Genomic DNA, 25,941 nt, shown 5'->3' on the forward strand with positions numbered 1-25,941 from the left:
ATCGGGAAATTTGGATATTTCCCCTAAGTAGAAGCCACTTACGTATATATACGTAGGAGCCGGACAACTAGCCTCGTGCCGCGCCATGAGTCGCTCTGCGCGTTGGTCGAGAGGCGAGGCTAGCTCCCGCTCTTGTCGGGATATGCAGCGCGAGTGCTGGCTTCATTCCCGTCCTGTTCCCGAAGCCAGCGCGTCGTGTTGCGATCGGTCACGGCGAGCACGAGCGCAAAGATCGCGAAGATGAGACAGACGGCCGTGACTACAAGCAGTGTACTGATTGCCATGTTGGACCCCTCGATCTTATCTAGCCGGCCGCCTTGATGTCTTCCGGCGATTCGACGTAGTAGCCCGAATAGCCGTCGACGAAGCAGAGATGATCGCGGACTTCCTTGACGCCCGACGTGTTCTCGGCAAGCACGATTGCGGCCTGGCGAGCTCGTTCATCGAAGATCAGGCCGTGCAGATGCACGGCGCCGTTGCGCACCCAGACCTGGAAGCCGGCAGGGCGCCAGCCGGTGGTGTTGATTTCGCGCAGAATCCGTTCGCGAATATGGCTGTCATCGGCGGTCGGATCGGGAACTTCACGCGCCAGCGAAGCGACGGCCTGCAGGATGTCCGCTCGGGTGACGATCCCGACCATGGTCTTGCCGTTCACGACCGGCACCCGTTTCACGCCATGCTTGTGCATCAGATGCACGATCTCGTCGAGCGACGTCTGCTCGTCGACGGTGATCGGCTTCGACGTCATGACATCTTCGACCTTGCGGCCGCGCTCATGCACGAAATCGGTGGCGGCGCGACCCACGCCGGTGAACAGCTCCAGCCAAGCTGATCGCTTGTGTCCTGTGCCGATCTCGCCGCGTTCCAGGAAATCTGCCTCGGACACCATGCCCCTGAGCGTGCCGTCTTCGTCCATCACCGGCAGGCCGCTGAGATGGCATCGCAGCATGATGTTGGCCGCATCCAGGATCTTCGTGTGCGGACTGACGGCGATGATGTGCTTGGTCATGATCTGATGCGCACGCATATTGGGGACCTCCGTGTTGAGAAACGAACAATAAAGCTTCGCGTGCCCCGCACGTTGACCTGGCTCAACGGTCTGCCTGGCCGTGTTCCAGAGATTTCAGGAACAGCATGAAGTCGCCCACCTGGTCCGGCTCAAAGCTGAACTGGGGCATGGTCGGATGGCCGGTGACGATCCCTTCCGCCAGTGCTTCCTGCAGCATCTCGACCGGATAGCGTTCGTGCAATGTCCGGAACGGCGGTGCTATCTTCAGCGGGCTCGGGCTTACCCGGTCGATTGAATGGCAGCGAGCGCAGTAGAGCTGCGCAAGGCGACGACCTTGTTCCTGGTCGGCAGCGGCCGGAGTCAGCATGGCGCGGATCGCGCCGATGATGACGAGGCCGTGAGCGACATGACGCCGAAATGTCCTGGCAGGATGTTTCACGGGACGGCTCGCGCTTAGTGGGACATCAGAACCGGGACGGTCATCGCTCGCAGCATGTCGCGCGTAACGCCGCCGAGCAGCGTCTCCTGCAGACGGGAGTGGCCGTATCCGCCCATTACCAGAAGGTCGAGGCTCTCATCTGCCGCGATCGACAGCAGGATCGACTGAACTTCTGACTTTGACGCCGGCAACGACGCGATCTTGGCCGGAAGCCCTTCCTTCGCAAGATAGCGCACCAGATGGTCGGTGGAGCTTTCGGAGGGGATCGGACCGGCCGCACCGATGGTGATGACGGCGAGAGCGTCGGCTGCGCGCAGCAGCGGCATGGCGTCGTGGAGGGCGCGGGCAGCAAGCCGGCTGCCGTCCCAGCAGATCCCGATTCGCTTCGCCGAGAATGCGCCATGGAACGTGTAGGGCATGAACAGGACGGGACCGCCGGCCTCGAACAACAGCTCCCGCGGGATCACGTTGTCGTAGCTGTTGTATTCGCCCAGCGGCTGCACCACCACGGTCAGGTCATGCAGTCGCGCACTGGCACAGATCGTCTCGCGCGCGTCGATGGGGAGTGCGCCTACGGCGCGGGTTGCGTAGGATATCCCTGCATTCCGCGCCTCGATATCGAAAACGCGCAGTGCAGCTTCGGCGCGTACGAGGGCCTGTGCGTGTTCGACCTCGAACAGCGAGGCGACCGCCACGCTCCCTTCAACGACGAACGGCACGCTGGCAGTCTCGTAGCCGATCGCCATTGCGTCGAGATGCGCGCCGGTGGCGAGCGCGAGGGAGACCGATCCGTCGACCGCGGGACGCGGCGACAGCTCCGTCGGAATGTGGACCAGGATGTTCTTGAACATGGCCATTCTCCAAAGATGTGGAAGCGCATTTGCCATCAGAGCACGGGTCGAGGCGCACCAATTTGATCTGCCTCATGCGCGTTTGCGGAATTCGATTGAGCGAGATCAATTCATCGCGCGTGTACTTCGCGCAAATGTTGCCCTCAGTTGGAGGAGCCGGCATGGCGCGCGTCGCATTGGTTACGGGGGGAAGCAGAGGAATTGGCGCAGCAATATCGCGCGCCCTCGCTGCCGCCGGATGCCGGGTTGCGGCCTGCTATGCCGGAAATGCGGGAGCCGCCTGGTCGTTTCAGGATCAGACCGGAATTCCCGTGTTCCAGTGGGATGTCGCGAACTTTCAGGCCTGTGCAGCCGGTGTCCGCGAGGTGGAAGCCGCGCTGGGCCCTATCGACATCCTGGTCAACAACGCCGGTATCGTGCGCGACGCCACACTGCATCGAATGACCAAGCCGCAATGGGACGCGGTGATCCGAACCGATCTCGATTCGTTGTTCAATATGTGCCGGCCACTCATCGAGGGCATGCGGGCGCGCAAATTCGGGCGGATCATCAACATCTCGTCGATCAATGGGCAGAAGGGCCAGATCGGCCAGACGAACTATGCCGCGGCGAAGGCCGCCGAGCTCGGCTTCACTCGCGCGCTCGCGCTCGAAAGCGCGCGGTTCGGAATCACGGTCAATGCGATCTGTCCCGGTTACATCAACACCGAGATGCTGGCCGCGGTGCCGACCGACGTCATGCAGAACTCCATTCTACCGCAGATTCCGGTCGGGCGGCTGGGGCAGCCGGAGGAGATCGCCCGTGCCGTCGCGTTTCTTGCCGCCGACGAAGCAGGGTTCATTACCGGATCGACGCTGTCGATCAATGGCGGTCAACACATGTGCTGAAGGGGAGCGATGACCATGCTCGCAACCGATGTGATGCGCAGTTCGTTCGCGACGATCAGGCCGACTGCCACAGTGCTCAATGCCGTCGAACTGCTGCTTGAAACCGATCAGCGCGGCCTTCCGGTGATCGACGACGCCGGCGAATTCGTCGGCATGGTTTCGGAGGGCGACTTCCTTCACCGCGATGAGCTGGACATCAGCCCGCCGTCCGGAAACTGGCTGGAGTCTCTGCTTGGCATTGTGGAGAATACACCTGAACGCGAACGCATGCGTACGCTGCAGGTCGGCTCGCTCATGAGTGGCTCGCCGATCACTGTCGATACCGAAGCATCGATCGAGGACGTCGTTGCGCAGATGGATGTCTACAATGTCGCCCAGATTCCGGTGCTCCGCGCCAGAACCGTCGTTGGTATTGTCAGTCGCAGGGAATTACTTGCGGCATTGGCGCGCCGATTGAGAGAAGCAGAGAAAGCAAGCACCGGAGTTACATCATGAGCGAGATGGCCCTGCAATCACATGCGCACGCCGTCGTTTGGATCGATCACCTTGTTGCGAAGGTTTTCGGCATTGGATTGACAGGCATCAGCACGACGGCCGTCCATGCGCATTTGGCGTCGCAGCATCTGCATCACAGGGCGAATACGATCGGCGATGGTCGCGTCCAAGCCGACGCGACGTTCCTCGCGAGGGTGGGGGAGGCCGTGCGCGATTGCAGCGATCTGCTCGTCATTGGTCCGGGTATCGAGAAGGTCGAGCTGACGCAGTATCTCAGGGCGGAGCGGCCCGACCTCAACTTGCATGTTGAGCCGAGCGATCATCCGACTGACGCGGAGATCGTGGCGCTGGGTCGGAAGCGGTTCCACCTCGGAGACGAGCGATGACAGTCCTGGCAGTCCTCGACCAGTCCAGATCTCCTGCCAACGATGATGTGACGGGTGCCGGAACGCCTGCATCAGTGCAGCCCGAGAAGGAGCCATTGACGGGTACGGAATCACTCGACCAACTCGTTCACGCGGCGATGGCGCGATGGACCGGCGGGCTTTCACCGGCCGGCCTCGCACTCGCCTTCGCCGATTGGCAACTCCATCTTGCGGCGTCCCCCGGTAGACGCCTTCAGCTGGCACTGAACGCAGTTACTGACGGCTCGCGCTTCGCGCGCATGGTGTCGACGCCGCATGCGGCCTGGCAACCCTGGTTCATGGTCAAGCCTCAGCCGGGTGACAACCGGTTTGCCGGCCAGGATTGGTCATTGCCGGCCTTCAACGTCATGGCGCAGGCGTTCCTGCTTGCGGAGCAATGGTGGCATTCGGCGACCAGCGGCGTGCACGGCGTCTCGAAAGCAAATGCAGCGGTCGTGGATTTCACCGTCCGGCAATGCCTCGACGTCGTTGCGCCGTCCAACTTTGCGTTCAGTAACCCCGGGGTGCTGCGCGAGGCAATGGAGTCGGGTGGCGGCAACTTCGTGTCGGGCTGGCATAACTGGCTGGAGGATTGCAGGGACCTGTGGAGTGCCAAGCAACCCGGACCCGTACCGTTTGTGGTCGGGAAGGACGTGGCGGTGACCAAGGGCAAGGTTGTCTACCGGAATGAGCTGATAGAGCTCATTCAGTACGCGCCCGCAACAGCCGACGTTTGCCCCGAGCCGGTGCTGATCGTGCCGGCGTGGATCATGAAGTATTATATCCTCGATCTCTCACCACAGAATTCGCTCGTCCGATTCCTGGTCGAGCGCGGCTTCACCGTGTTCATGATTTCGTGGCGAAATCCGGGGCCAGCTGACCGCGACCTTGGCCTCGGCGACTATCGTAAGCTTGGTGTTGACGCTGCGATCGACGCGATCAATCAGCTCGTGCCTGGACGCGCAATCCACGCGGCCGGCTATTGCCTTGGTGGCACGCTGCTCACAATTGCAGCTGCTCGTCTGCAAAAGGAGCGGCCCGGCTGCCTGCGCTCCGTGACATTGTTGGCAGCCCAAGTCGATTTCACCGATGCAGGCGAGCTGACGTTCTTCATCAATGAGAGCCAGGTTGCGTTCCTGGAGGACATGATGCGGCAGCGCGGCGTGCTCGAGGCGGCGCAGATGGCCGGTGCGTTCCAGTTGCTGCGGTCGAACGACATGATCTGGTCGCGTCTGATCCGCGACTATCTCATGGGCGAGCGTGCAGCACCGAGTGATCTGATGTCATGGAACGCGGATGCGACCCGCATGCCCTACCGGATGCATTCGGACTATCTGCGCAAGCTCTTTCTCAACAACGACCTTGCCGAGGGCCGCTATCTGGCGGACGGGCAGCCGGTTGCACTTTCCGACCTTCGCGCCCCCATGTTCGTGGTCGGCACCGTCCGCGATCACGTCGCGCCCTGGCGGTCGGTTCACAAGATTCACCTGTTGGCTGATGCCGATATCGCCTTCGTGCTGGCGAGCGGCGGTCACAACGCTGGCATCGTTGCTTCGCCGTCGGAAGAGGGACACAGCTATCAGTTGTTGGAGAAAACGGCGGATCAACCCTATGTCGGCCCCGACGAGGGGCTGCGCAAGGCGGTGAATCGCGACGGATCCTGGTGGCTGGAGTGGGTTCGGTTCCTCACGGCGCGCTCCGGTGACTGGGTGCCGGCGCAGCCGGTGCTTCACGCACCCGAGGGTGGACCGCCGCTTGGTGATGCGCCGGGACAGTATGTCCTCCAGCATTGAACGTCGCGTCAGCTTGATCTGTCGCAAATCCTCTCCGCCGCGAGCCCGCTAAGATGAAAAAGCGGTGCACCAGGTTGCAGCGAGGAAGCCATGAGTCTGATCCTTCGCGTTTTCTTCATACTTGCGGGATCCATCACCGCGCTGTTCGTCGCGCGCGATTCTCTGAACTTCGACGTCATGCAAATGTTCGTGGCGATCCTGCTCGTGATCGCGCTCCTGTTGGCCGGCAGTCTCTGGAGCCTGTGGAGGCAAACGTGACAGCTCGAGTTCGGTCGATGGCCCTGGGATTGGGGTGTCCCTTATGGTTCGCCGGTATCGGCGCCATTCGCCCATAATATTTGCTGTTGCACTTCAGTTACGCGCTGAATCGGTGATGCAGTCGAGCTTGGAACGATTGAGCCAGCGGGCGTCGGATATTGATCGGGGGGATGTTGGCGCAGATCGTTCCGGCCCAGTTCGGAACGCATGCGCCACGGGGTGATGGGCCGGCTGTTCAGGCCGACCCTCGGAAAGCGGATGGCGGAGGTCGTCGACGCGTTCGGAACTGAAACGTCTATCATCCTTTGAGCTCGGTGGAGCTCTTGGTGATGTTCATGAACATCAGGGCTATTGCAGATGCGGCAGCAACAAACGCCGCAGTCCATCTGAGGGTGGAGACGGCAAAGGCGGCGTCGAGCCGCCAGCTTGTGGGTGCCGGCTCGGTCGAGGCAAGCGGTACCACGTCAGGAAAGTACCAATTGCAGAATAGAGCGAGCACGACCGCGAGGATCGCACTACCGACAAAGACGAAGGTTAATCGCCGCTTCATGGAACTTCTCCTGTCAATGGGAGAATGTTGCCAGACCTGACGGCATCGACCAATTCAGGAGTTTCCCTTAGGCGACGTACCGCTCGCCCGGTTCGTTGGGGTCGCCAGCAAGCGGGAAGTACTGCGCTCAAGCGTGGTGGAGGGCGTGCCGGAAGCGTCTACAATATCCCAATCGATCATGCCGGTTTCAATGCTGTCTTGGATCAGGACTACATCGGACGTCGCGTCCGACGCGTCGTTTTGTCGCGATGCCACGCGGTGCAGCCGCGTGGCGCGCCCGGCGGTCAAGAAAATGCCCCGAAAGTCAACTTTCGCGTCGCGAGCAACGGCTTTCGCGGCATCACGCTCCTCCGGTTTCAGGAAGGCCGCATCGAGTATTACTGAAACTCCCTGGCCTAATGTATGCGCGGCACGATCGAGCATGGCCTGGTAGACGCGGTCTGATGCGTCGGGAGTGTAGGTCTCCGGCGCTAACGTGGCGTGCTCGGCGACGTGAGAGAGCTGCTTGCGAATGACATCCGATCGCAGAACCAGGGCGCCGGGGGGCGGCGCGATCAGGTGCGCCATGTCGCGCGCCAGCACGCTCTTGCCGGTACCGGACTTCCCGCCGACTGCAACGAGGCGACGCGGCTCCGGTTCAATCAGCCGGCGTGCAAGCTCGAAATAGCGTCTCGCTTGGGCGGCGATCGCTTGATCGAGCTGGTGTTGCCGTGCCTTGGTGAAGAGCACATTGGCCCGGATCGCTGCGCGCATTGATAGGAACAGCGGCAGTAAACACAACGCCCCCGATTGCGTGTCCCAGGCGGTCTGCATGTAGCCATTGAACAGCCTGTTGGCCATGGTCTCCCGTCCGAAGTGCAGCAGGTCCATCAGTGGAAATGCGAGGTCGTAGAGGACGTCGGTCGTCGCGATATCGGGGTCGAACTCGATCGCATCGAACAGAACGGGCTCGCCGTCGAGCAGGACGATGTTGCCGAGATGTGCATCGCCGTGACAATGCCGGACCTGCCCAGCTGCGGCGCGGAGGCGCAGGGGCTCAAGATTCCGAGCGAGCGATAGATGGCTCAGTTCGTGCAATCTATCGATTTCCTCCCGCGGCAGAGCTGGCTCGGCGCGAAACTGCTCGGTGTTGCGATCAATGATGATGGGAAGTGACTTAAGCCAGTGCGATCCATCGCTCCCAATCAGTTCTCGATGGGATTCGAGGAGGATGGCGGCCAGTCTCTCGCCAAGCTCCGGCCGGATTGCATCCCGCTCGGCGAGATGATCGAGTGTCTCGTTTTCGTCGAAGCGGGCCATTTCGACGGCCCATTCGACGACTGGTCCGGGCCCCCCGACCGCAAGCCCATCGCGCCCGCGCGTGATCGGAATCACCCTGCGATAGATGGCGGGAGCGTGGCGCTTGTTGATGGCAATCTCATCCTCGCAAGCGCGCCGCCGCTTCTCCAACGTCGAGAAGTCGAGATAGGGCAGCTTGACCGCTCGCTTGATCTTCAGGACGCGCGAAGGTTCGAGAAAGACGATCGAACAATGGGTGTCGATCCGCTTTATCGGGGCGTTCGGCTCGCCAGATCTGGCCAGGAACGACAATACGGCGGCCTGGCCGGTCTCGCCTGTGGCAGTCTCGGTTGATGATGTCGGCGTCATCATGGCTTCAAGACAGCCGCGCCGACGAGCTTGCCGTCCCGCAAGCGCGCAAGTGCTTCATTCGCCTGGTCCAGGGGAAAGATGGTGACGTGCGTCCGGATTCCAGCCCTTGCCGCTGTCTTAAGAAAGCCGACGCCATCTTGTCGCGTCAGGTTGGCAACGGAAACGATCTGCCGTTCACTCCAAAGGATGTCGTAGGGAAAGCTCGGAATATCCGACATGTGAATGCCGGCACAGACCACGCGTCCACCTTTGCGCAGCGTACGCAGCGCGAGTGGAACAAGCGGGCCGATGGGTGCGTAGATGATTGCGGCGTCCAGTTCATCCGGCGGCCGGTCTTCCGAGGCGCCGGCCCAGCAAGCGCCGAGCGACAATGCCAGGCGCTGGGCCTCGGTGTCGCCCGCGCGGGTGAAAGCATACACTTCGCGCCCTTGCCAGCGCGCCACCTGCGCGACGATATGTCCCGCCGCGCCAAAACCGTAGATGCCGAGCTTGCGGCCGTCGCCAGCCATCACCAGGGAGCGCCAGCCGATCAGGCCGGCGCACAGCAGAGGTGCCAGCTCCGCATCCTCGCCGTCTTCGCCGAGCGGAAAGCAGTAACGCGCGTCTGCCACCAGGTGCGTGGCAAAGCCGCCGTCCCGCGTGTAGCCGGTGAACAGGGGAGCGTCGCAGAGGTTTTCCTTACCCTCCCGGCAATAGGGACAATGCCCGCAGGTGGATCCGAGCCAGGGAACGCCGACGCGTGCACCGAGATGCAGGCCGTCCACGCCTTCACCGATCGCGTCGATACGGCCAACCACCTCATGGCCTGGAACGATCGGATAGGCGATGTCGGGCAGTTCTCCGTCGACGACATGCAGGTCGGTGCGGCAAACGCCACACGCATTGATCTTGACGCGCACCTCGCCCAGGCCGGGAATCGGATCGGGCCGCTCGGTATATTGCAGCCGCGCGCCGCGCGCGGGCAGAATCATGGCGTGCATGACGGAACTCGCTTGGGTTTGTGCCTCTCCTTTGATCACATGACATTGGTCCGGTTTTGATCCTGGTCAACGGCCGGGTGACTGTTCCTGACTAGCTTTTGCTTCACGAGCGACATGTAAACAGGAGGTCGCCAAAGGCGTGCTCAAGGTCACCGCCAAGAAGCCGGCTCCCAAGCAGAGCAGGCAGATCGACATCAAGACGGCGGCGTAGCCGCCTTGCGGAACGCGTCGCTCGTCAGGCAGCGACGTGTCCGCGAGACAACCATACAAAGGGGATCAGCCATGTACGAGTTTCTTCAGGAGACCGTTGCGAGCAACATGACGAGATCGGTACGAAGCGTCGCTCCCGAAATGACGGTCGGCGACTTGTACCGGTTGTTCGCGAAAAACGACTATGACGCCTATCCCGTGCTCCGCGACGATGTCGTGGTCGGGTTCGTCACGAAGCTGGACGCCCTGAAGGTGTTTGCCTGTCCGGTAGATCACATGCTGCCACGTTACGACGATCGCATGGGAACGACGGTCGACGAGATCATGTCGTCCGATGTGATCGCGGTCGAGCCGGATACAAATCTGCAGCGCGTCCTGCAACTGATGGTCGCGCACCGGCTCAAGAGCCTGCCGGTGATCGACAAGTATCACCACCTGGTCGGGATTATTGCTCGCGAGGATGTCATGCGGGCTCTGGCGCGCTGCACGAAGCGGCAGGCGCCTCCGCTCGTTCCCTGCGAGACTGTCCGATGTCTACGTTTGGTTTAGATCGGGTTCTTTCGCCTCGATCGGTCGCGCTTGTCGGCGGCAGTTCGCGTCCGTCTTCGCTCGGCCTGGCGGTACTCACGAACCTCAAGGCATGCGGTTTTGCCGGCCGCATCGCCGTGGTCAATCCGAACTACACTGCGATCGACGGCGAGATTACGTCCCCGGATCTCAAGTCACTTCCATTCGTTCCGGACCTCGTTGCGATCACGGCACCTGCGGCCGCGATTCCCGGAATCATCTCGGACGCTGCCGCGGTCGGTGTCGCCGGTGCGGTGATCCTGTCCGCCGGCCTCGGGCATGGTGCCGGCTCGCTAGCCGAGACGGTCGCACAGACGGCGCGCCGGCACGGCATGCGCCTGATCGGGCCGAACTGCCTCGGCGTCATGGTGCCGCGCGCGAAGCTCAATGCAAGCTTTGCCGCGCATCAGCCCGCCGAAGGGCGTCTTGCCCTGATCTCGCAGTCCGGGGCCGTCGCTGCCGCGATGATCGAATGGGCGGCAGAGCGGCGGCTCGGCTTCTCAGGCATTGCGTCGATCGGAGACCAGCTCGACGTCGATGTCGCCGATCTGCTCGACTATTTCGCGCAGGACGATCACACCAACGCGATCCTGCTCTACGTCGAGGCCGTCAGGGATGCGCGCAAGTTCATGTCGGCCGCGCGCGCCGCGGCACGGCTCAAGCCCCTGATCGTCGTGAAAGCGGGCCGGGTAGCGCAAGGTGCCAAGGCCGCAGCCACCCATACGGGAGCGCTCGCCGGTTCGGACGCCGTCTATGACGCGGCGTTCCGCCGGGCCGGCATGCTGCGTGTGTATGATCTTCGCGAATTGTTCGACTGCGCCGAGTTGCTTGGCCGCGGCTTCGTTCCGCGCGGCAACCGCCTGTCGATCCTGACCAATGGCGGCGGGCTCGGCATCCTCGCGATCGATCGGCTCGTTGAGCTCGGCGGCGTTCCTGCAAGCCTGGCGACGGAGACGATTGCGGCACTCGATCGGGTTCTGCCGCAAGGCTGGTCTCGCGCCAACCCCGTCGATATCTCCGGCGATGCCGACGCTACCCGCTACGCGGCCGCACTCGGCGCGCTGCTTGAGGACGCCAACAGCGACGCCGTGCTGGTCATGAACGTGGAAACGGCTGTTGCGCCGGCCGAAGCGATCGCCGAAGCGGTCACGCGGTGTGTTGGCGACCGCCGAGCCAGGAACAGCGAGGTAGCCGCACTGGTACTTGCGTCGTGGGATGGTGCCGACGCGCGCACCGCGGCGACCTTCGAGCGGGCGCGAGTCCCGCATTTCCCGACCGAGGATGATGCCGTGCGCGCCTTCATGTATCTGGTGAGATACCGCGATGCCTCCATCGCGCTGGCCGCAACGCCGCCCAGCAGCGCCTCGACGTTTGCGCCGCGCACGGCGGCGGCGCGGCACGTAATCGCGAAGGCTCTATCCGAGGGGCGGGAATGGCTCGATCCGGTCGAGATCGTCGCGCTGTTCGAGGCTTACGATATTCCGATCGTTCCGACCGTCGTGGCCGGCGATGCCGACGATGCCGTGGACAAGGCAGCGCCCTTCCTGGCGCAAGGGCTTGCCGTGGCGGTGAAGCTGTTCTCGCGCGACATCAGGCACAAGTCGGACATCGGCGGCGTCGTTCTCGGCCTGCGGACTCGCGAAAGCGTCGCACAGGCGGCCAGGACGGTGCTGACGCGCGCTCGTGCCGCGCGTCCGGATGCCGCCCTGCAAGGTCTGACGATCCAGCCGATGATCGAGCGGCGGGCGGCACGTGAGCTGATCCTTGGCATTGCCGACGATCCGACCTTTGGTCCGGTGATCGTGTTTGGCCGCGGCGGGACCGCGGTCGAGGTGATCGACGACAAGGCGCTGGCGCTGCCACCCCTCGACATGAACCTGGCGCGCGACCTCGTGGGGCGCACGCGGGTCTCACGGCTGCTTGCCGCCTACCGCGACGTACCCGCCGTTCCGGAAGATGTCGTCCCGCTCACCCTCGTCAAGCTGGCGCAGATGGCCGCCGATATTCCCGAAGTTGCGGAGCTCGATATCAATCCGCTGCTGGCGGACGAAACCGGCGTACTGGCTCTCGACGCGCGGGTGGCGGTCCGCAAGCCGGCGCGGCTGTTCGCCGGTCAGACGCGACTCGCAGTGCGACCCTACCCGTCGCAGTGGGAGGGCGAGCTTGCCCTAAGGGAAGGCTCGCGCGTCGTGGTGCGGCCGTTGCGGCCGGAAGATGAGCCCATGGTCGAGAGCTTCTTCAAGCGAGTGACCGCCGAGGATCTCAGGCTTCGCTTCTTCCAGGCGATGAAGAATTTCTCGCACGCGTTCATTGCGCGGCTGACCCAACTCGACTACGCGCGTGCGATGGCCTTTGCGGCGCTGGATCCAACTACGGGTGCTATGGTTGGAGCGGTCCAGCTTCATTCCGACTCGCTCTATGAGAATGCCGAGTACGCTATCCTCTTGCAGTCTGATCTCAAGGGCAAAGGGCTTGGATGGGCGCTGATGCAGCTCCTGATCCGTTATGCGAAGTCGGAAGGGCTGAAGCGGCTGTCTGGCGAAGTGCTGGCCGAGAACAGCACCATGTTGAGCATGTGCCATGAGATCGGATTCACGGCGGCCACAGAGCCGACCGACCACAGGATCGTCAATGTCGTTCTCGACCTCTCCCTTCCGGTGGTGGATGCCTTGGGCGTCGGCATCCTGATCGGGCCCAGTGCAATCAGAGCGGCGTGACGGCGACGACCCGGTAAGGATGCATGCCGTCCGCCTCACGGACGGAGACATATTCGCCGACCCGAAAGGGCTCGCTGCCGAAATGAAACCCGGCTTCATCGGCGGTGGCGCCGGCCACGTCATAGTGAAAGCGCCAGCTGTCGGCCGGTCCATGCACGAGGTGGCCGAGCTGATCGTCTTCGCCCGGCCGTTGGCGGACGACGCGGCACGCGTCGCGATGGGCTCTCCAGGTCTCGACATCGATCCGCGATGCCGTGTCGAGCGGGGCGACGATGACATAGCCGATCGCGGACGCACCCTCGGGATGATCGTGCTCGCGGGCGCGCTCGAGCCGGACCTGCCTGAACGAGTGCGGCAACGCAGTGTTTTGCAAAGGTTTGAAGGCGGCGCGATTCATCTGAAATCTCCCGAGCACGCCCGAGGCTGCCGGGCAATCTGCCAAATCATAAGGCCGCCGCGTGCCAAGCCGTTGATCTCGGTCAAGCGCATTCCGGGGCACGGTGAGGCCGGTTGCGCTGGGTCAAACACAGGCGTCTCCAGCCCCCTAAGGTGAGCTGCAAATTGGAGTCAGAATCGTGCTCAATGCCCCAGCCCTGATAGCGAATGCGAGCGATCCGCGCGTGCTCATCGCATGTGGGGCTTGGAACGTTGCCAATGTCGAGGCGCTGGAGCGGCTGTGCGCGCACGCCGTGCGTGCCGATATCGGCTCGATCGATGTACGGCGTGTCACCGCGCTCGACACCGTCGGCGCCTGGCTGCTTGAAAGGTTGGCCCGCGGCGGCACGACCAGAGCGGTCCTCACCGGCGCCGACGGTCCGTACGGCGACCTGCTGGAAGAGGTGCGGGGGCTGAACCGTTCCGGCCCCGCCGAACGCAGATCGGTCAACCCCGTGCTGGAGAGGCTTGATCAGCTCGGCCGCGGCGGCAGGCGGCTGGCGTCCGAGTCGGCGGCATTCCTGCATATGCTAGGCGCCTTCAGCGCAGCGCTGCTTGGCATTTTCAGGCATCCGCGATCGTTCCGATTGACGTCGACCGTCTATCAGCTCGGCCGGGTGGGCTGGCAGGCGGTGCCGATCATGGTGCTGATCACGTTCCTGATCGGCGCCATTATTGCTCAGCAAGGCATCTTCCACTTCCGCCGCTTTGGCGCGGAATCCTATGTCGTGGACATGGTTGGCATCCTCGTGCTGCGCGAGATTGGCGTGCTGATCGTGGCTATCATGGTGGCCGGACGATCCGGCAGCGCCTATACGGCCGAGATTGGTGCAATGAAGATGCGCGAGGAGATCGACGCGCTCAGCACCATGGGGCTCGATCCTGTCGCAGTCCTGATCCTGCCGCGGATCCTGGCGCTGGTGGTGGCGCTGCCGATTCTCGCCTTTCTCGGCTCGCTCGCGGCGCTCTATGGCGGCGGCCTCATCGCCTGGCTTTATGGCGGCATGAGTCCGGCGATCTTCATCGCACGCCTTCACGACGCGGTTTCAGTCACTCATTTCGAGGTCGGGATCATCAAGGCGCCATTCATGGCGCTCGTGATCGGGCTGGTCGCGGCCGTGGAGGGATTGAGCGTGAAGGGCAGTGCGGAGTCGCTCGGACAGCAGACGACGGCGTCGGTCGTGAAATCGATCTTCCTGGTGATCGTGCTCGACGGGTTGTTCGCGGTCTTCTTCGCCTCGATCGGGATGTAGCCATGACCGACACGCCAGCGATCCATATCCGCGACCTCGTGGTCGGCTTCGGTGAGAAGATCATCCTCGATCACCTCGACCTCGACGTGAATGACTGCGAAATTCTGGGCCTCGTGGGCGCGTCCGGCGGCGGAAAGTCAGTGCTGATGCGGACATTGGTCGGCCTGCTTCCGAAACGAAGTGGTCAGATCGATTTCGCGGGCAATAGCGATGATGAGCGCCGCTGGGGCGTCCTGTTCCAGCAGGGAGCGCTGTTCTCGGCCTTGACGGCTCGCCAGAACATCCAGTTTCCGCTGCGCGAGTGCGCGCGGCTGTCGCCGGGACTGCTGGACGAAATTGCGGACGCGAAGCTCGAGATGGTCGGCCTGACGCGCGAAGACGGGGAGAAGTATCCGTCCGAGCTCTCGGGCGGGATGACCAAGCGGGTTGCGCTCGCGCGGGCACTGGCGCTCGACCCCTCGCTCCTGTTTCTCGATGAGCCGACCTCAGGTCTCGATCCCATCGCTGCGGGCGAATTCGACGCCCTGATCCGGACGCTGCACCGGACGTTGCGTTTTACCGTGTTCATGGTGACGCACGACCTGAACAGTCTGCAGGCTATTTGCGACCGCGTCGCCGCGCTTGCCGACGGCAGGATCGCAGCGATCGGGCGGCTGTCATCGGTGCTCAAGTCCGATCACCCTTGGGTCCAGGCCTACTTTCATGGCGTCCGGGCGCAGAAGCTGGGCCTCGGCAATTAGGCAGAAAGAGACGCACATGGAAATCCGCGCGCCCTACATCGTCGTTGGTGCATTCGTATTGTCGGCAATCGTCGCCGTGTTCGGCTTCGTCTACTGGCTGAACAATTTCGGTGGAATCGGAAAGCGGGAGACATATCAGCTCGTTTTCGCCGAACCGGTGCCGGGTCTGCTCGTCGGGGCAGGTGTTCTCTTCAATGGAATCCGCGTTGGCGAAGTGACCGCGCTTGAGCTGGTTCCGGACCGTCCGCGCGAGGTTCACGCCACGATCGCAGTCGCCGAGCGCACGCCGGTGCATAGCGATACACGCGTCGGCCTCGATTTCCAGGGACTGACTGGCGTGCCGGTGATCGCGCTGGAAGGCGGCGATGATCCCCAGGCGCCGCCGGCGCGCGCACCGCTGGTGGCCGAAAAGGGGGCGGGGCGGAGCATGACGCAGGCTGCCCGGGATGCGCTACGCCGGGTCGATGCCGTCCTGTCCGAGAATGCCGCGCCGCTACACAGCACGATCGAAAATCTCGGCACGTTCGCTGACGGGCTCGCGCGTAACACGCCGAAGCTCGATGGAATCGTGGCCGGACTCGAACGCATGACCGGCGGCGGTGCGCCCGCACCGCGCAAGGTGGTGTATGACCTTCACGCGGTGGACGACTTCGGCGCGCAACGCCGTGCAAACCTGCCTGAGCAGCTGGTCATGGCGGAGCCGACCGCGATTGCGCGCTTGCAGACCCAGCGCTTCCTGTTCACGCCGGATGGGGAAACTCAGGGATTCGAAGCTGCGCAGTGGAGCGATAGTCTCCCGGTGCTGGTGCAGGCGCGGTTGCTGCAGAGCTTCGAGAATTACGACGTCGACCATGCGCCACTGCGGGCCGACAGCGGTGTTGAGGGTACGCCGCGCCTGCTGATCGACCTGCGTCGGTTCGAAATTGTGCAGGGAGCCCAATCGCGCGCGACGATCTCCTTCTCCGCGAAGATCGTCGATCGAAATGGGCAGGTAAGGGCCGCCAAGCTTCTCGAGGGATCCGAAGGAATTAACTCGCTTACACCGTCCGAGGCGGCAGCCGCATTCGATCGGACTTTCGGCACTCTCGCCAGGGAGCTCGTGATGTGGGTTGCGGCGACGGACTAAAGCATGATCCGGAAAAGTGCCAAGCGGTTTTCCGAAAAGATCATGCTCAAACAAGGACCTAAAGCGCGATGACGATTCAATCCAATCTCATCGCGCTTTAGCCTGTGCGCAGCAGGCTGCGGCAGTGTCGTGCAATACTGACTTCCTCGTTGGTCGGAATGACCAGTACGTCGACCGGGCTGCCCTTCGCGGCGATGCGTTGTTCGCCCTGTGCGTTTGCTGTCGTATCGATGCTGACGCCGAGCCAGGAGAGGCGATCGCAGACGCGTTGTCGGATGTCCGCGGCATGCTCGCCTATGCCGCCGGTGAACACCAGGCCGTCGAGGCCCGCAAGGGTATTTGCCATCACGGCGACTTCTGCGGCGACACGAAATATGAAGAGATCGATGGCTTCGCAGGCCTCGGGCTTTTGGCTCGCTAGCAGGGCGCGCATGTCGGCCGACACCCTTGAGACGCCGAGCAGGCCCGAACCTTCGTACAGCAAATGTTGGACGTCATCGACCGACATCTTTTCTTCCTGCATGAGATAAAGCAGCACGCCGGGATCTATCGTTCCACAGCGGGTCCCCATCACGAGACCGTCGAGCGGGGTCAATCCCATGGTGGTGTCGACGCTGCGGCCATTTTGCAGGGCGCAGAGGCTCGCGCCGTTGCCGAGATGCGCCACGACGACGCGCTTGTCGGCCCATTGCGGCGCGATCGCGGCGAGCTGGCTCGCGACGTATTCGAAGGAGAGGCCGTGGAAGCCGTAGCGGCGGATGCCGCGCTCCTCAAACTGCCGCGGGATGGCAAAGCGGCTGGCCGGCGGCGCCAGGCCGTGATGGAAGGCCGTATCGAAGCAGGCAATCTGCGTCAGCTCCGGCCGCAGCGCCAGCACGGCGCGGACCGGCGCCAGGCAGCGCGGCTGGTGCAGCGGCGCAAGCGGCGTCAGCGCCTCCAGCGCGGCGATAGTCTGTCCTGTGATGACGACCGGCCAATAGAACGCACGCCCGCCATGGACGATACGATGGCCGACGGCGGCGAGCCTGCCGCCGGCGAGATAGTCCTCGATCCAGGCAAATACGTCGCTGAACAGGCCGTTGTCCTCCGACGTGCCGCTCGGGCGACGCTTCTCGAACAGCTGTCTGCCTGAGGCGTCGCTCACCACGATGCGTGGGACCTTCTCCTGCTCATCGAGCAAGCCCCTGCATTGCAGCCTTGGCTCGGCCGGTGCGATGTCGAACAGGCCGAACTTGATGCTGGACGAGCCGGCGTTGAGCACCAGGACGCTGTCGGGCATAGACCGTCTCTCTCTCTCGCGTTCGCTGCCTCAGTCAACGGATTTGTGGTTTGTCGTACCGTAGGGCCAGACCCAGTCACGGATCTGCGGCATGTCCTCGCCATGCTCGCGCACGTACCGGGTGTGCTCGGTCAGCGCGTCACGGAATCGCTGCTTGACGTGGGCTGCCGCGATGTCGAGCCCCGGCACGCGCTCGATTGCCTCGATGGCGAGATGGAAGCGGTCGAGGCCGTTCAACACCACCATGTCGAACGGGGTCGTGGTGGTGCCTTCCTCCGCGAAGCCCCGCACGTGCATTCCGTCGTGATTGGTGCGGCGGTAGGTCAGGCGATGGATCAGATAGGGATAGCCGTGATAGGCGAAGACGACAGGCTTGTCGCGGGTGAACAGGCTGTCGAAATCGCGGTCGGACAGGCCGTGCGGATGCTGCTCCATCGGCTGCAGCGTCATCAGGTCAACCACGTTGACGACGCGGATCTTCAGTTCCGGGAGCGCCTTGCGGAGCAGGTCGACGGCGGCGAGCGTCTCCAGCGTCGGAACGTCGCCGGCGCAGGCCATCACCACGTCGGGCTCAGCGTTGGGGGGCTCGGTGCCGGCCCAATCCCATATCCCGATGCCGGCTTCGCAATGGGTGATTGCCGCACGCATCGAAAGCCATTGCAGGGCAGGCTGCTTGCCCGCCACGATCACATTGATGCGATCATAGGTACGCAGGCAGTGATCGCCGACCCAGAGCAGGGTGTTGGCATCGGGCGGAAAGTAGACGCGGACGATATCGGCCTTCTTGTTGGTGACAAGATCGACGAAGCCGGGATCCTGATGACTGAATCCGTTGTGGTCCTGACGCCAGACATGCGAGGTGAGTAGGTAGTTCAGCGACGCGATCGGCCGCCGCCAGGGCAGCGCGCGCGAGACCTTCAGCCATTTGGCGTGCTGGTTGAACATTGAGTCCACGATGTGGATGAAGGCCTCATAGCAGGAGAAGAAACCGTGGCGGCCGGTGAGCAGATAGCCTTCGAGCCAGCCCTGGCAGAGATGCTCGCTCAGGACTTCCATCACGCGGCCGTCATGGGCGAGATGGACGTCGTAAGGCTCGATGCCTTCCATCCAGATCCGGTCGGTGGCCTCGAACACCGCGTCGAGCCGGTTGGACGCGGTTTCGTCCGGACCCATGATGCGGAAATTGCGGGCCTCCGCATTCAGCTCCACCACCTCGCGCAAGAACTTGCCGAGTTCTCGCGTGGCTTCGGCGACGACCTCGCCCGGAGCGGTGACCTCCACCGCATACGCACGGAAATCCGGCAGCTTCAGCTCCCGCTTCAGGAGGCCCCCATTGGCGTGCGGGTTGGCACCCATCCGACGGGCGCCTGCGGGCGCAAGGGCTTGCAATTCAGGTATGAGCCGCCCATTCGCATCGAACAGGCTTTCCGGTTCGTAGCTCCGCATCCAATGCTCGAGCAATTTCAGATGCTCGGGGTTGCCGCGCGGGTTGGCGATCGGCACCTGATGCGCACGCCAGAAACCTTCGACCTTCAACCCGTCGACTTCCTTCGGTCCCGTCCAGCCCTTCGGACTGCGCAGCACGATCATCGGCCATCGCGGCCGCTTGAGGCCGCCGGTCTGCTGGCGCGCGGCTTGCTGGATCGCGCGGATGCTGCCGAGCGCGGTGTCGAGCGTGTCGGCCATCAAGCGATGCATGGCACTCGGATCGTCGCCTTCGACGAATAGCGGCTCGTAGCCGTAGCCAATGAAGAGGCTCCGGACTTCCTCGTCATCCATTCGCCCTAGCACGGTGGGATTGGCAATCTTGTAGCCATTGAGGTGCAGGATTGGCAGCACTGCGCCGTCATGCTTCGGGTTCAAGAACTTGTTGGAATGCCAGGAGGCCGCGAGCGGGCCGGTCTCTGCCTCGCCGTCGCCGACGACGCAAACGGCGATCAAATCGGGATTGTCGAACACTGCGCCATAGGCGTGAACCAGCGCATAGCCGAGTTCACCGCCTTCGTGGATCGAGCCAGGTGTTTCCGGAGCGGCGTGGCTTGGAATGCCGCCGGGGAAGGAGAACTGACGGAACAGCTTGCGCAAGCCGTCCAAATCGCGCGCCACCTCCGGATAGAGCTCCGTGTAGGTGCCTTCGAGATAGGTGTTCGCGACCATGCCGGGGCCGCCATGGCCGGGACCGCAGATATAGATCACGTTGAGGTCGGAAGTGCGGATTGCGCGATTGAGGTGAGCGTAGATGAAGTTGAGCCCCGGCGTGGTGCCCCAATGCCCGAGCAGGCGCGGCTTGATGTGCTCCGGCTTCAGCGGCGCTCTCAGAAGCGGATTCGCGAGCAGGTAGATCTGTCCAACGGAGAGATAATTGGCGGCTCGCCAATAGCGGTCGAGCAGCACAAGATCGTCCGCCCGCGCTTGCTCGTTTGGAGTCGTCGCAGATTGCATGTCGTTCTCCCGGGATTCAAAGATGACCTCGGACGCCGCTATCGGTTCCACGTTAGAGGGCGAATATGACGGGAATGGCTTGAGCTAACTCAAAGATGCACGCCAATTCGAGCCGAAACCACAAAACGTTGCTGCCGACGTGTGTCCAGTCTTGGCGCCCAAGGAAGGGAAGGCTCAGTCGTTCGAAAGTGGAACCGGCTCCTTCGAGGTAAGCTTTGCTCGCGGAGTTCCGGCGGCGGTTATCTCAGGGCGATCTCTGGAGGCCTTGCGCTGACCCGAAGCGGCGCTGCGCCTGCCGGGATCCTGCCAATTTCCTAGCGTCGTGCGGCGAGACAAAAAGATGCCCGGCAAAAGCCGGGCATTAAATATCGAGACAACCCCAGGGAGAATGGGCCACTCGTCCTAACAGCTCCATTCAAGCATGCGATGGCGGACGACGATTTGAGCTAGCGCAACAAGTCGCCGATTGGTCTTTACCGGGATTCAGGACGAGACCGTTCCTGCTCCAGTTCGCCTGGCACCATGCCATATGTCCTCAGCACGGTGGTTTTCGTCCCCGAATGGCCGGTACGGACGAATGCCGCAGCACCAGCGTGGCCGAACGTCTTCCATAAATGCTTGGCGTGCTCGATCGCCGCGGCTGGGCTGGCGCATTTGGCCTGCTGACCTGGAACGAGTTCGCCGTCGGTCCGATCGTACGGCAGGGCAATGAAGTGCGTGATCTCGTCCATCGATAAGCCCTTTCTCCTTTGGTCGACTTCACCCAGAAGATGATGGTTCGGAGGGAGCTATCTTGATCTCCCTCGGCCCATTTCGCTTGATCCGGATCAAGGCGGAATGGCGCATTTGCTGTTGATTGGCTCGAAAGGGAGCTCGCTTGCAATTCGAGCTTCCTCCTCTCGAATATGACTGGCCATGGTGATGGGAAACCTCGTGCACTTTCCGGCATCGCGTCGGGCTAACCACGAACAAGGGTCGTCAGGGGTGGACATTCGCCATTCCATCCGCCAAGTGCTGCTAATGCTAGAACTGCAACTGCTTCAGATCAGCGGTCTGGTTGAGTTATGTCCGGCCGGAAAGGCCAGGACGAAGCTGCGGCAGCAGCACGACCAACTGCTCGGTCGCCTTGCGGTCGTGCGACAGCATTCGCGAGTTCTCATCGGCAATTGATGTCGGCCGCACATTGCGGGCGTCACCGGGTGCCAGCATTGGATTGACGATAGATCGTCCTGCGCGCGGCCAAGCGAAATAACGAGCCCTGTTGCTGAATTCCGATAGGAGATTTTATGCGTGGGCGCTCGGCAGCGGCTTGGGGCTAGAGCCCGGCGGCGATCGCGATCCGCATCAGCTCCGACATGCTACGCACATTGGTCTTGGCCATCAGGTTAGCCCGGTAGACCTCGACCGTGCGCGGGCTGATGCCAAGGTCGTGCGCGATCACCTTGTTGATCTTGCCCGCCACCAGCCCCCGCAGAACGTCACGTTCGCGCGGCGAGAGATCCACGAGGCGAGCTTCAGCCTCGCGCTTGACCGTGCCGTCGGCCGGGGCCGCGGACTGTGTCTGTAGGGCTTCGCCGATTGCGCGCAACAGCGCCTCATCCTCGAACGGCTTTTCAATGAAGTCGACCGCACCTGCCTTCATCGCCTCGACAGCGAGTGCGACGTCTCCATGGCCAGTCATCAGAATGACGGGACATGCGACCGCATCGGCCTTGAGCTTGCGGACGAGTTCGAGGCCGCTCATGCCGGGCATGCGGATATCGGACACGATGCAGTCGACCGCGCTGCTCTTGAGCTGGTCGAGAAATTCGGTTGCCGTCTCATAAGTCGTTACGGCAAAGCCGTTGACGTCGAGAAGGAAGGCCAGTGAGTCCCGCATCGCCGGATCATCGTCGATCACGTGAATTGTGCGCCGCGTCGTCATGCTTCTTCACCGTCCTCCGCGAAGGGAAGGATGAATCGAAAAACTGTGCCGCCACCCGCGTTTGGCATCACGTCGATGCGTCCGCCATGGGATTCGATGATGGTCCGGCAGATCGAGAGGCCGACCCCCATACCATGCTCCTTGGTCGTGATGAAGGGCTGAAACAAACGGTCGGCGATATCGGGGCTAATGCCCGGGCCGGTATCGGCGACAGTGAACGTCGCAACTCCGTTAGCCTTGGTGACGCCGACCGTCAACTCGCGGCGCGGGCCGGAGGCCATCGCCTCGATCGCATTGCGAACCAGATTGAGCACGACCTGCTGAATCTGGATCTTGTCGACGATGATCGGGGGCATGTCGCGGTCGCTGCGGATCGCCACGCGGACGCCCTGCTCCTTGGCGCCGAGCAGCGCGAGCGCGACGGCCTCTTCAAGCAGGGTGGCCGGGCTCTCCAGGGAGTGTTGGGTCTCGCCCTTGGCGACAAATTCGCGCAGTCGCTTGATGATGTCGCCGGCCCGTAGCGCTTGCTGCGCGGCCCGCTCGAGCGCCTCCTGAATGCGGGTGGTATCCGGCGTCTCTGACGCCAGCAGCGCCTTCGCACCGCGCATGTAGTTCGTGATGGCTGACAGCGGCTGGTTGATCTCATGCGCGATTGAGGACGCCATCTCTCCCATGGCGGTCAATCGAGAGACGTGGACCAGCTCTGATTGCAGCTCTTGAAGCCGCCGTTCCTGCGCACGGCGCTCGGTGAGATCGCGGATAAAGCCGGTGAAGAAGCGCTCTCCGCGCACCTTGGCCTCGCCGACGGCGAGCTCCATCGGAAAGGTCGAGCCGTCACTCCGTTCTCCGACAACGATGCGGCCAATGCCGATGATGCGACGCTCGCCGGTCGTAAGGTAACGCTCGAGATACCGGTCGTGCTCACCGCGATACGGCTGGGGCATCAGGCTTGAAACGTTCTTTCCGACGACCTGGTCCGCTGTCCAGCCAAACAGGCGCTCGGCCGCCGCACTGAAGGAGCGAACGATACCGTGGTCGTCGATCACGATCATCGCATCAGGGACCGTGTCGAGGATCGACTGCAGATGGGCCTGGCGATTTCGTGCCTGATCGCTTTCCTTCAGTAGCCGGTCGCCCATAAAGCCAAGGATCGGGCCGAGGACAGCAAAGCAAGCGGTATCGATCAAATTCGCAGGTTCAGTGACCAGGCTCTTGCCGAGGAATTTGGCGCTGACGACAAGGCAGAGCACGGTCGTGACGATCGCCGGACCGCGGCCGCCGGCGAATGCGGCAAACAGCACGACCGGCACGTAGATGATCGTGAAGGTTCGGTCCTCGAAATAACTATCAAGCCCCGCGCGCACTGCGAACACGAGCGCGGCCGCTGCCGCGGCAGTGCCATAGCGGTACCAGATGCGGTCGGACATATTCCCCCGGCAAAGCCCTCAGTCTGCTTGATGTTACAACGTCCGGACGGCTGGTGCTACCGGCTGCTCTGTCCAGGACAGTGGGCAGATGACCTATATGACCCAGGCACGCCAATGTGTGGGCTGCACCGCGATGCGTTCGGTGGTGTTCGCCTTCACCCAGCCGCCCAGAATACGGCGGCAGGGGAAGACGAGTTTGTGAATGGCGTTACCTTCGATCACGGCGAGCTCAAGGTCGCGGTCGAAAGGGGCCGTCGCGACCCCCTCCCATGTCGCGCCGGCGCCGGCCACTGGGCGTTCTCGAGCGTCGCGTGCCGGCACGTCAGGCGGCCTTCTGAGTAGCCTCGTCGACACTGCCGGTCTTTCGTGCAAACAGGTTCAGCTCGATCGTACCCAGCGAACGCGCGGTTTCGATCGCGTAGGTCGCGTCGCTCGCGCTACGCGCCGTGACGCCCTTGGCCCAATCCTGCAACGCCGTGACCTTCTCGGCGACCGAGGCCGTGGAATTGAACCTGCGGAAGAGCTCCCAGGCCTCGTTTGATTCGACCTGGATCTGCTCGAACCAGTACCGGTTCGCCTCAATCAGCTTCTCCGAGAATTCCGACTGGACGGTCATGGCGCGCCTCGCATAGCTCTGGATGGCGTCGGAGACGGGACGGGCGTCGTTTCGCTCTGTCATGTTCAAAATCCTTCGTAGGGGGAGGCCTTCATCCCATATGGGCGGCACTTGCGTCTTGATATCCATCAACTCGATGGCTTCCGGTCCGCACCGGTTCTGGCGATCAACCTAACTGCGCTTGGGATCGACGACTGCACCGGTTCGCAGGTTGATGAAGTGGACGCCATCGCAGGCGGCGCACGAGATCGAATGCAGATCGTCAGCCAGAGGTCCGGACGCGTCATCGGGAAGCAGGCCTTGGACGCGATCGCCAGTAGTCGGACACGAGAAGATGATGGGGCGCCAAGCCGTTCTGTCTGCCATTTGCACAATCCCGACGGAACAACATCATCCGGCCGCACGCGTCGTGCCGCATTGACGCACGTCAAAATTCCGGGTGAACGGTCGAGGCGGCGCCGACAGCCTAGAACGGGCGGCGGCGATGGAGCTGGACAGGGCTCGATTTGGCCGATCGGCTTAGCGAAGGCCGCTTTGCCTGCAACATCATCCGGATGAAGGCGACGACAGCGATCGCGAGCGCACCGATCGAGGCGAGCAGGTTCTGCAACATAACTTTGTTCTCCTGACCAGCAGCATCCTCGATCATCGGTCGTAGCGCCTTGATTTCTGTCAAGTGCAGGCATTGAGGGAGATCAAGACGAATGGGCCGGGCTTGTGTGAGCTTGCTGCAAGTCTCGAAAGGAGAGCGGCAATGCGCGCACATCAGATCATGGCGAGACATCTCATCACCGTTGGAACCGAGACCTCCATAATCGAGGCCGCCAAACTGATGATGGATCACCATATCAGCGGCCTGCCGGTGGTCGATGCGGCCGGAAGATTGGTCGGAATCCTGTCCGAGAGCGACTTTCTGCGGCGAAGCGAGATCGGCACGCAACGCCGGCGGGGCCGCTGGTTCAAGTTTCTTCTCGGCTCCGGCTACGCAGCCGCGGACTTTGTCCACGAGCGCGGACGGAAGGTCGGAGAGATCATGTCGTGCGACCCCGTCACCGTGACGGAAGAAACGCCTTTGCCTGATTTGGTCGATCTCATGGAGAAGAAGGGCGTCAAACGGCTGCCAGTGATGCGTGACGGGCGCCTCGTTGGGCTCGTGACGCGTGCGGATCTGCTGCGGGCGGTCGCGTCCGTCGCGCATCAGATTCCGGATCCAACGGCGGATGACGAGCACATCCACGATCGCATCGCGCGAGCGCTCGACGGTACAAACTGGTGTCCGCTCGGGCTGCAAGTCTCAGTGCGCGACGGCGTGGTGCATCTTCGTGGGGTCATCATGGATGAGCGGGCGAGGCAGGCGGCGATTGTCGCCGCGGAGAATGCCGCCGGCGTCAAGGAAGTGCACGATCATCTGTGTTACGTCGATACCTATTCCGGCTTCTATATCCAATCCGCGGAAGACGAACGAGCGGCAGCCGCCAAAGCGCCGAAGGAGACGGCAGGATGATCATTCGCCCCGCAATCATACTGATCCCGTTGATCGCGACCGCGGTGGTCAGCGCCGATGTCGTGGGATTCGCCGCAACGTTGCTAGCGATCTGTGTAATCGTGGGCTTCGCGATCGCTGCTGCCGGATGGACCGTCAACGGCAAGACGACGTCAATACCGGCAGTCCGGCCGTCATCAGCGGACTGGACATCTCGCCACAAATAGCACCTCGTCCGATCTGGTCTCAGTTCCGGATGATGAGAGCCGGACGTCGCGGGAAGCGCGTCACTCGTGGTTGCGGTCGAGATCGTCCAAGGGTTTAGCCGCCCTGTGTATCCTACGCAACAAGACAGTCGCGCCTCAGAGCATTCCGTTGCGACAGATCAATACGGACATCGCGCACC

Annotated in this window: 27 protein-coding genes; 12 read left to right on the forward strand and 15 right to left on the reverse strand. The window is 62.7% G+C overall.

Annotated features, from left to right (window positions below):
• Positions 1 to 304: 304 nt before the first annotated feature.
• The 3 genes from XH92_RS20060 to XH92_RS20070 form a co-directional block, all read right to left on the reverse strand.
• Positions 305 to 1,027, reverse strand: coding sequence for a CBS domain-containing protein (locus tag XH92_RS20060; RefSeq protein WP_194460726.1), 723 nt, complete (start codon positions 1,025 to 1,027; stop codon positions 305 to 307).
• Positions 1,028 to 1,091: 64 nt separating this feature from the next.
• Positions 1,092 to 1,376, reverse strand: coding sequence for a c-type cytochrome (locus tag XH92_RS20065; protein WP_194461344.1), 285 nt, complete (start codon positions 1,374 to 1,376; stop codon positions 1,092 to 1,094).
• An 86-nt stretch (positions 1,377 to 1,462) separates the two neighbouring features.
• Positions 1,463 to 2,299 carry a universal stress protein gene (locus tag XH92_RS20070; protein WP_194460727.1) on the reverse strand — a complete coding sequence of 279 codons (837 nt, stop codon included), beginning with the start codon at positions 2,297 to 2,299 and terminating at the stop codon, positions 1,463 to 1,465.
• Positions 2,300 to 2,460: 161 nt separating this feature from the next.
• On the opposite strand from XH92_RS20070, the gene phbB reads away from it, so the two are divergent.
• The 5 genes from phbB to XH92_RS20095 all read left to right on the forward strand — a co-directional run bounded on the left by phbB (position 2,461) and on the right by XH92_RS20095 (position 6,136).
• Positions 2,461 to 3,186, forward strand: coding sequence for an acetoacetyl-CoA reductase (gene phbB / locus XH92_RS20075; RefSeq protein ID WP_194460728.1), 726 nt, complete (start codon positions 2,461 to 2,463; stop codon positions 3,184 to 3,186).
• A gap of 9 nt (positions 3,187 to 3,195) precedes the next feature.
• A complete protein-coding gene (locus XH92_RS20080) occupies positions 3,196 to 3,681 on the forward strand; it encodes a CBS domain-containing protein (protein ID WP_194460729.1) in 486 nt (161 codons plus the stop codon).
• The gene (locus tag XH92_RS20085; protein ID WP_194460730.1) at positions 3,678 to 4,067 is read left to right on the forward strand and encodes a hypothetical protein; all 390 of its coding nucleotides are present in this window, start codon (positions 3,678 to 3,680) and stop codon (positions 4,065 to 4,067) included. Before XH92_RS20080 ends, XH92_RS20085 begins: the two co-directional genes overlap by 4 nt.
• Positions 4,064 to 5,878: an alpha/beta hydrolase gene (locus tag XH92_RS20090; RefSeq protein ID WP_246788500.1), complete on the forward strand. Its 1,815-nt coding sequence runs from the start codon at positions 4,064 to 4,066 to the stop codon at positions 5,876 to 5,878. Before XH92_RS20085 ends, XH92_RS20090 begins: the two co-directional genes overlap by 4 nt.
• A 90-nt stretch (positions 5,879 to 5,968) precedes the next feature.
• Positions 5,969 to 6,136, forward strand: coding sequence for a hypothetical protein (locus XH92_RS20095; RefSeq protein WP_194460731.1), 168 nt, complete (start codon positions 5,969 to 5,971; stop codon positions 6,134 to 6,136).
• A gap of 298 nt (positions 6,137 to 6,434) precedes the next feature.
• Here the strand turns inward: XH92_RS20095 and XH92_RS20100 are convergent, their stop codons facing one another.
• From XH92_RS20100 to XH92_RS20110, 3 genes are read right to left on the reverse strand one after another with little or no spacing between them, the layout of a single operon-like run.
• On the reverse strand, positions 6,435 to 6,686 hold the full coding sequence (locus XH92_RS20100) for a hypothetical protein (RefSeq protein WP_194460732.1): 252 nt from the start codon (positions 6,684 to 6,686) through the stop codon (positions 6,435 to 6,437).
• 54 nt (positions 6,687 to 6,740) lie between these two features.
• Positions 6,741 to 8,333, reverse strand: a complete 1,593-nt coding sequence (locus XH92_RS20105) for an AAA family ATPase (RefSeq protein ID WP_371818057.1) — start codon at positions 8,331 to 8,333, stop codon at positions 6,741 to 6,743.
• Entirely contained in the window at positions 8,333 to 9,316 is a 984-nt protein-coding gene (locus tag XH92_RS20110; protein ID WP_194460734.1) for a zinc-dependent alcohol dehydrogenase family protein, read from the reverse strand. The genes XH92_RS20105 and XH92_RS20110 overlap by 1 nt, the downstream gene beginning before the upstream one ends.
• Before the next feature lie 282 nt (positions 9,317 to 9,598).
• Here XH92_RS20110 and XH92_RS20115 point away from each other — a divergent pair, with 282 nt between their 5' ends.
• Together XH92_RS20115 and XH92_RS20120 are read left to right on the forward strand one after the other, a co-directional pair.
• Positions 9,599 to 10,075, forward strand: coding sequence for an HPP family protein (locus XH92_RS20115; RefSeq protein WP_194460735.1), 477 nt, complete (start codon positions 9,599 to 9,601; stop codon positions 10,073 to 10,075).
• Positions 10,057 to 12,810 (forward strand): bifunctional acetate--CoA ligase family protein/GNAT family N-acetyltransferase, encoded by a 2,754-nt coding sequence (locus XH92_RS20120; protein WP_194460736.1) that lies wholly within the window; start codon positions 10,057 to 10,059, stop codon positions 12,808 to 12,810. The genes XH92_RS20115 and XH92_RS20120 overlap by 19 nt, the downstream gene beginning before the upstream one ends.
• On the opposite strand, the gene XH92_RS20125 is transcribed toward XH92_RS20120, so the two are convergent.
• Entirely contained in the window at positions 12,797 to 13,207 is a 411-nt protein-coding gene (locus tag XH92_RS20125; protein WP_194460737.1) for a hypothetical protein, read from the reverse strand. The genes XH92_RS20120 and XH92_RS20125 overlap by 14 nt on opposite strands.
• Positions 13,208 to 13,385: 178 nt before the next feature.
• On the opposite strand from XH92_RS20125, the gene XH92_RS20130 reads away from it, so the two are divergent.
• Genes XH92_RS20130 through XH92_RS20140 form a run of 3 tightly spaced genes read left to right on the forward strand, consistent with a single transcriptional unit; the run spans position 13,386 to position 16,364 of the window.
• Complete coding sequence (locus tag XH92_RS20130) at positions 13,386 to 14,498, forward strand: ABC transporter permease (protein WP_246788501.1); 1,113 nt, start codon at positions 13,386 to 13,388, stop codon at positions 14,496 to 14,498.
• A gap of 2 nt (positions 14,499 to 14,500) precedes the next feature.
• Positions 14,501 to 15,238: an ABC transporter ATP-binding protein gene (locus XH92_RS20135; protein WP_194460738.1), complete on the forward strand. Its 738-nt coding sequence runs from the start codon at positions 14,501 to 14,503 to the stop codon at positions 15,236 to 15,238.
• Between the two features lie 16 nt (positions 15,239 to 15,254).
• On the forward strand, positions 15,255 to 16,364 hold the full coding sequence (locus tag XH92_RS20140; protein ID WP_194460739.1) for an MlaD family protein: 1,110 nt from the start codon (positions 15,255 to 15,257) through the stop codon (positions 16,362 to 16,364).
• Between the two features lie 97 nt (positions 16,365 to 16,461).
• On the opposite strand, the gene XH92_RS20145 is transcribed toward XH92_RS20140, so the two are convergent.
• The 8 genes from XH92_RS20145 to XH92_RS20180 all read right to left on the reverse strand — a co-directional run bounded on the left by XH92_RS20145 (position 16,462) and on the right by XH92_RS20180 (position 24,701).
• Complete coding sequence (locus XH92_RS20145; protein ID WP_194460740.1) at positions 16,462 to 17,643, reverse strand: acetate/propionate family kinase; 1,182 nt, start codon at positions 17,641 to 17,643, stop codon at positions 16,462 to 16,464.
• Between the two features lie 30 nt (positions 17,644 to 17,673).
• Positions 17,674 to 20,085, reverse strand: coding sequence for a phosphoketolase (locus tag XH92_RS20150; protein WP_194460741.1), 2,412 nt, complete (start codon positions 20,083 to 20,085; stop codon positions 17,674 to 17,676).
• Between the two features lie 473 nt (positions 20,086 to 20,558).
• Positions 20,559 to 20,816: a hypothetical protein gene (locus XH92_RS20155; RefSeq protein ID WP_194460742.1), complete on the reverse strand. Its 258-nt coding sequence runs from the start codon at positions 20,814 to 20,816 to the stop codon at positions 20,559 to 20,561.
• A 584-nt stretch (positions 20,817 to 21,400) separates the two neighbouring features.
• Positions 21,401 to 22,009 carry a response regulator FixJ gene (fixJ, locus tag XH92_RS20160; RefSeq protein WP_194460743.1) on the reverse strand — a complete coding sequence of 203 codons (609 nt, stop codon included), beginning with the start codon at positions 22,007 to 22,009 and terminating at the stop codon, positions 21,401 to 21,403.
• Positions 22,006 to 23,436: a PAS domain S-box protein gene (locus tag XH92_RS20165; RefSeq protein ID WP_194460744.1), complete on the reverse strand. Its 1,431-nt coding sequence runs from the start codon at positions 23,434 to 23,436 to the stop codon at positions 22,006 to 22,008. The genes fixJ and XH92_RS20165 overlap by 4 nt, the downstream gene beginning before the upstream one ends.
• A 93-nt stretch (positions 23,437 to 23,529) precedes the next feature.
• Positions 23,530 to 23,727 carry a hypothetical protein gene (locus XH92_RS20170; RefSeq protein WP_194460745.1) on the reverse strand — a complete coding sequence of 66 codons (198 nt, stop codon included), beginning with the start codon at positions 23,725 to 23,727 and terminating at the stop codon, positions 23,530 to 23,532.
• Positions 23,728 to 23,758: 31 nt separating this feature from the next.
• Entirely contained in the window at positions 23,759 to 24,115 is a 357-nt protein-coding gene (locus XH92_RS20175) for a hypothetical protein (protein WP_194460746.1), read from the reverse strand.
• Between the two features lie 403 nt (positions 24,116 to 24,518).
• Entirely contained in the window at positions 24,519 to 24,701 is a 183-nt protein-coding gene (locus XH92_RS20180; protein ID WP_194460747.1) for a hypothetical protein, read from the reverse strand.
• 105 nt (positions 24,702 to 24,806) lie between these two features.
• On the opposite strand from XH92_RS20180, the gene XH92_RS20185 reads away from it, so the two are divergent.
• Both XH92_RS20185 and XH92_RS20190 read left to right on the forward strand, forming a co-directional pair.
• On the forward strand, positions 24,807 to 25,556 hold the full coding sequence (locus tag XH92_RS20185) for a CBS domain-containing protein (protein ID WP_194461347.1): 750 nt from the start codon (positions 24,807 to 24,809) through the stop codon (positions 25,554 to 25,556).
• Positions 25,553 to 25,762, forward strand: a complete 210-nt coding sequence (locus XH92_RS20190) for a hypothetical protein (RefSeq protein WP_194460748.1) — start codon at positions 25,553 to 25,555, stop codon at positions 25,760 to 25,762. The genes XH92_RS20185 and XH92_RS20190 overlap by 4 nt, the downstream gene beginning before the upstream one ends.
• The last annotated feature ends 179 nt before the right edge of the window (positions 25,763 to 25,941 follow it).

Origin of the sequence: Bradyrhizobium sp. CCBAU 53421 (assembly GCF_015291625.1) — a bacterium.
Lineage (GTDB): Bacteria > Pseudomonadota > Alphaproteobacteria > Rhizobiales > Xanthobacteraceae > Bradyrhizobium.

What these genes read in the sequence shown, in the direction of transcription:
- XH92_RS20060 (WP_194460726.1), bottom strand. Translation starts at nt 1,027, where the DNA reads ATGCGTGCGCATCAGATCATGACCAAGCACATCATCGCCGTCAGTCCG.
- XH92_RS20120 (WP_194460736.1), top strand. Translation starts at nt 10,057, where the DNA reads ATGTCTACGTTTGGTTTAGATCGGGTTCTTTCGCCTCGATCGGTCGCG.
- XH92_RS20100 (WP_194460732.1), bottom strand. Translation starts at nt 6,686, where the DNA reads ATGAAGCGGCGATTAACCTTCGTCTTTGTCGGTAGTGCGATCCTCGCG.
- phbB (WP_194460728.1), top strand. Translation starts at nt 2,461, where the DNA reads ATGGCGCGCGTCGCATTGGTTACGGGGGGAAGCAGAGGAATTGGCGCA.
- XH92_RS20175 (WP_194460746.1), bottom strand. Translation starts at nt 24,115, where the DNA reads ATGACAGAGCGAAACGACGCCCGTCCCGTCTCCGACGCCATCCAGAGC.
- XH92_RS20150 (WP_194460741.1), bottom strand. Translation starts at nt 20,085, where the DNA reads ATGCAATCTGCGACGACTCCAAACGAGCAAGCGCGGGCGGACGATCTT.
- XH92_RS20080 (WP_194460729.1), top strand. Translation starts at nt 3,196, where the DNA reads ATGACCATGCTCGCAACCGATGTGATGCGCAGTTCGTTCGCGACGATC.
- XH92_RS20105 (WP_371818057.1), bottom strand. Translation starts at nt 8,333, where the DNA reads ATGACGCCGACATCATCAACCGAGACTGCCACAGGCGAGACCGGCCAG.
- XH92_RS20085 (WP_194460730.1), top strand. Translation starts at nt 3,678, where the DNA reads ATGAGCGAGATGGCCCTGCAATCACATGCGCACGCCGTCGTTTGGATC.
- XH92_RS20115 (WP_194460735.1), top strand. Translation starts at nt 9,599, where the DNA reads ATGTACGAGTTTCTTCAGGAGACCGTTGCGAGCAACATGACGAGATCG.
- XH92_RS20180 (WP_194460747.1), bottom strand. Translation starts at nt 24,701, where the DNA reads ATGATCGAGGATGCTGCTGGTCAGGAGAACAAAGTTATGTTGCAGAAC.
- XH92_RS20065 (WP_194461344.1), bottom strand. Translation starts at nt 1,376, where the DNA reads ATGCTGACTCCGGCCGCTGCCGACCAGGAACAAGGTCGTCGCCTTGCG.
- XH92_RS20095 (WP_194460731.1), top strand. Translation starts at nt 5,969, where the DNA reads ATGAGTCTGATCCTTCGCGTTTTCTTCATACTTGCGGGATCCATCACC.
- XH92_RS20165 (WP_194460744.1), bottom strand. Translation starts at nt 23,436, where the DNA reads ATGTCCGACCGCATCTGGTACCGCTATGGCACTGCCGCGGCAGCGGCC.
- XH92_RS20155 (WP_194460742.1), bottom strand. Translation starts at nt 20,816, where the DNA reads ATGGACGAGATCACGCACTTCATTGCCCTGCCGTACGATCGGACCGAC.
- XH92_RS20090 (WP_246788500.1), top strand. Translation starts at nt 4,064, where the DNA reads ATGACAGTCCTGGCAGTCCTCGACCAGTCCAGATCTCCTGCCAACGAT.
- XH92_RS20140 (WP_194460739.1), top strand. Translation starts at nt 15,255, where the DNA reads ATGGAAATCCGCGCGCCCTACATCGTCGTTGGTGCATTCGTATTGTCG.
- XH92_RS20185 (WP_194461347.1), top strand. Translation starts at nt 24,807, where the DNA reads ATGCGCGCACATCAGATCATGGCGAGACATCTCATCACCGTTGGAACC.
- XH92_RS20110 (WP_194460734.1), bottom strand. Translation starts at nt 9,316, where the DNA reads ATGCACGCCATGATTCTGCCCGCGCGCGGCGCGCGGCTGCAATATACC.
- XH92_RS20190 (WP_194460748.1), top strand. Translation starts at nt 25,553, where the DNA reads ATGATCATTCGCCCCGCAATCATACTGATCCCGTTGATCGCGACCGCG.
- XH92_RS20070 (WP_194460727.1), bottom strand. Translation starts at nt 2,299, where the DNA reads ATGTTCAAGAACATCCTGGTCCACATTCCGACGGAGCTGTCGCCGCGT.
- XH92_RS20135 (WP_194460738.1), top strand. Translation starts at nt 14,501, where the DNA reads ATGACCGACACGCCAGCGATCCATATCCGCGACCTCGTGGTCGGCTTC.
- XH92_RS20145 (WP_194460740.1), bottom strand. Translation starts at nt 17,643, where the DNA reads ATGCCCGACAGCGTCCTGGTGCTCAACGCCGGCTCGTCCAGCATCAAG.
- XH92_RS20125 (WP_194460737.1), bottom strand. Translation starts at nt 13,207, where the DNA reads ATGAATCGCGCCGCCTTCAAACCTTTGCAAAACACTGCGTTGCCGCAC.
- fixJ (WP_194460743.1), bottom strand. Translation starts at nt 22,009, where the DNA reads ATGACGACGCGGCGCACAATTCACGTGATCGACGATGATCCGGCGATG.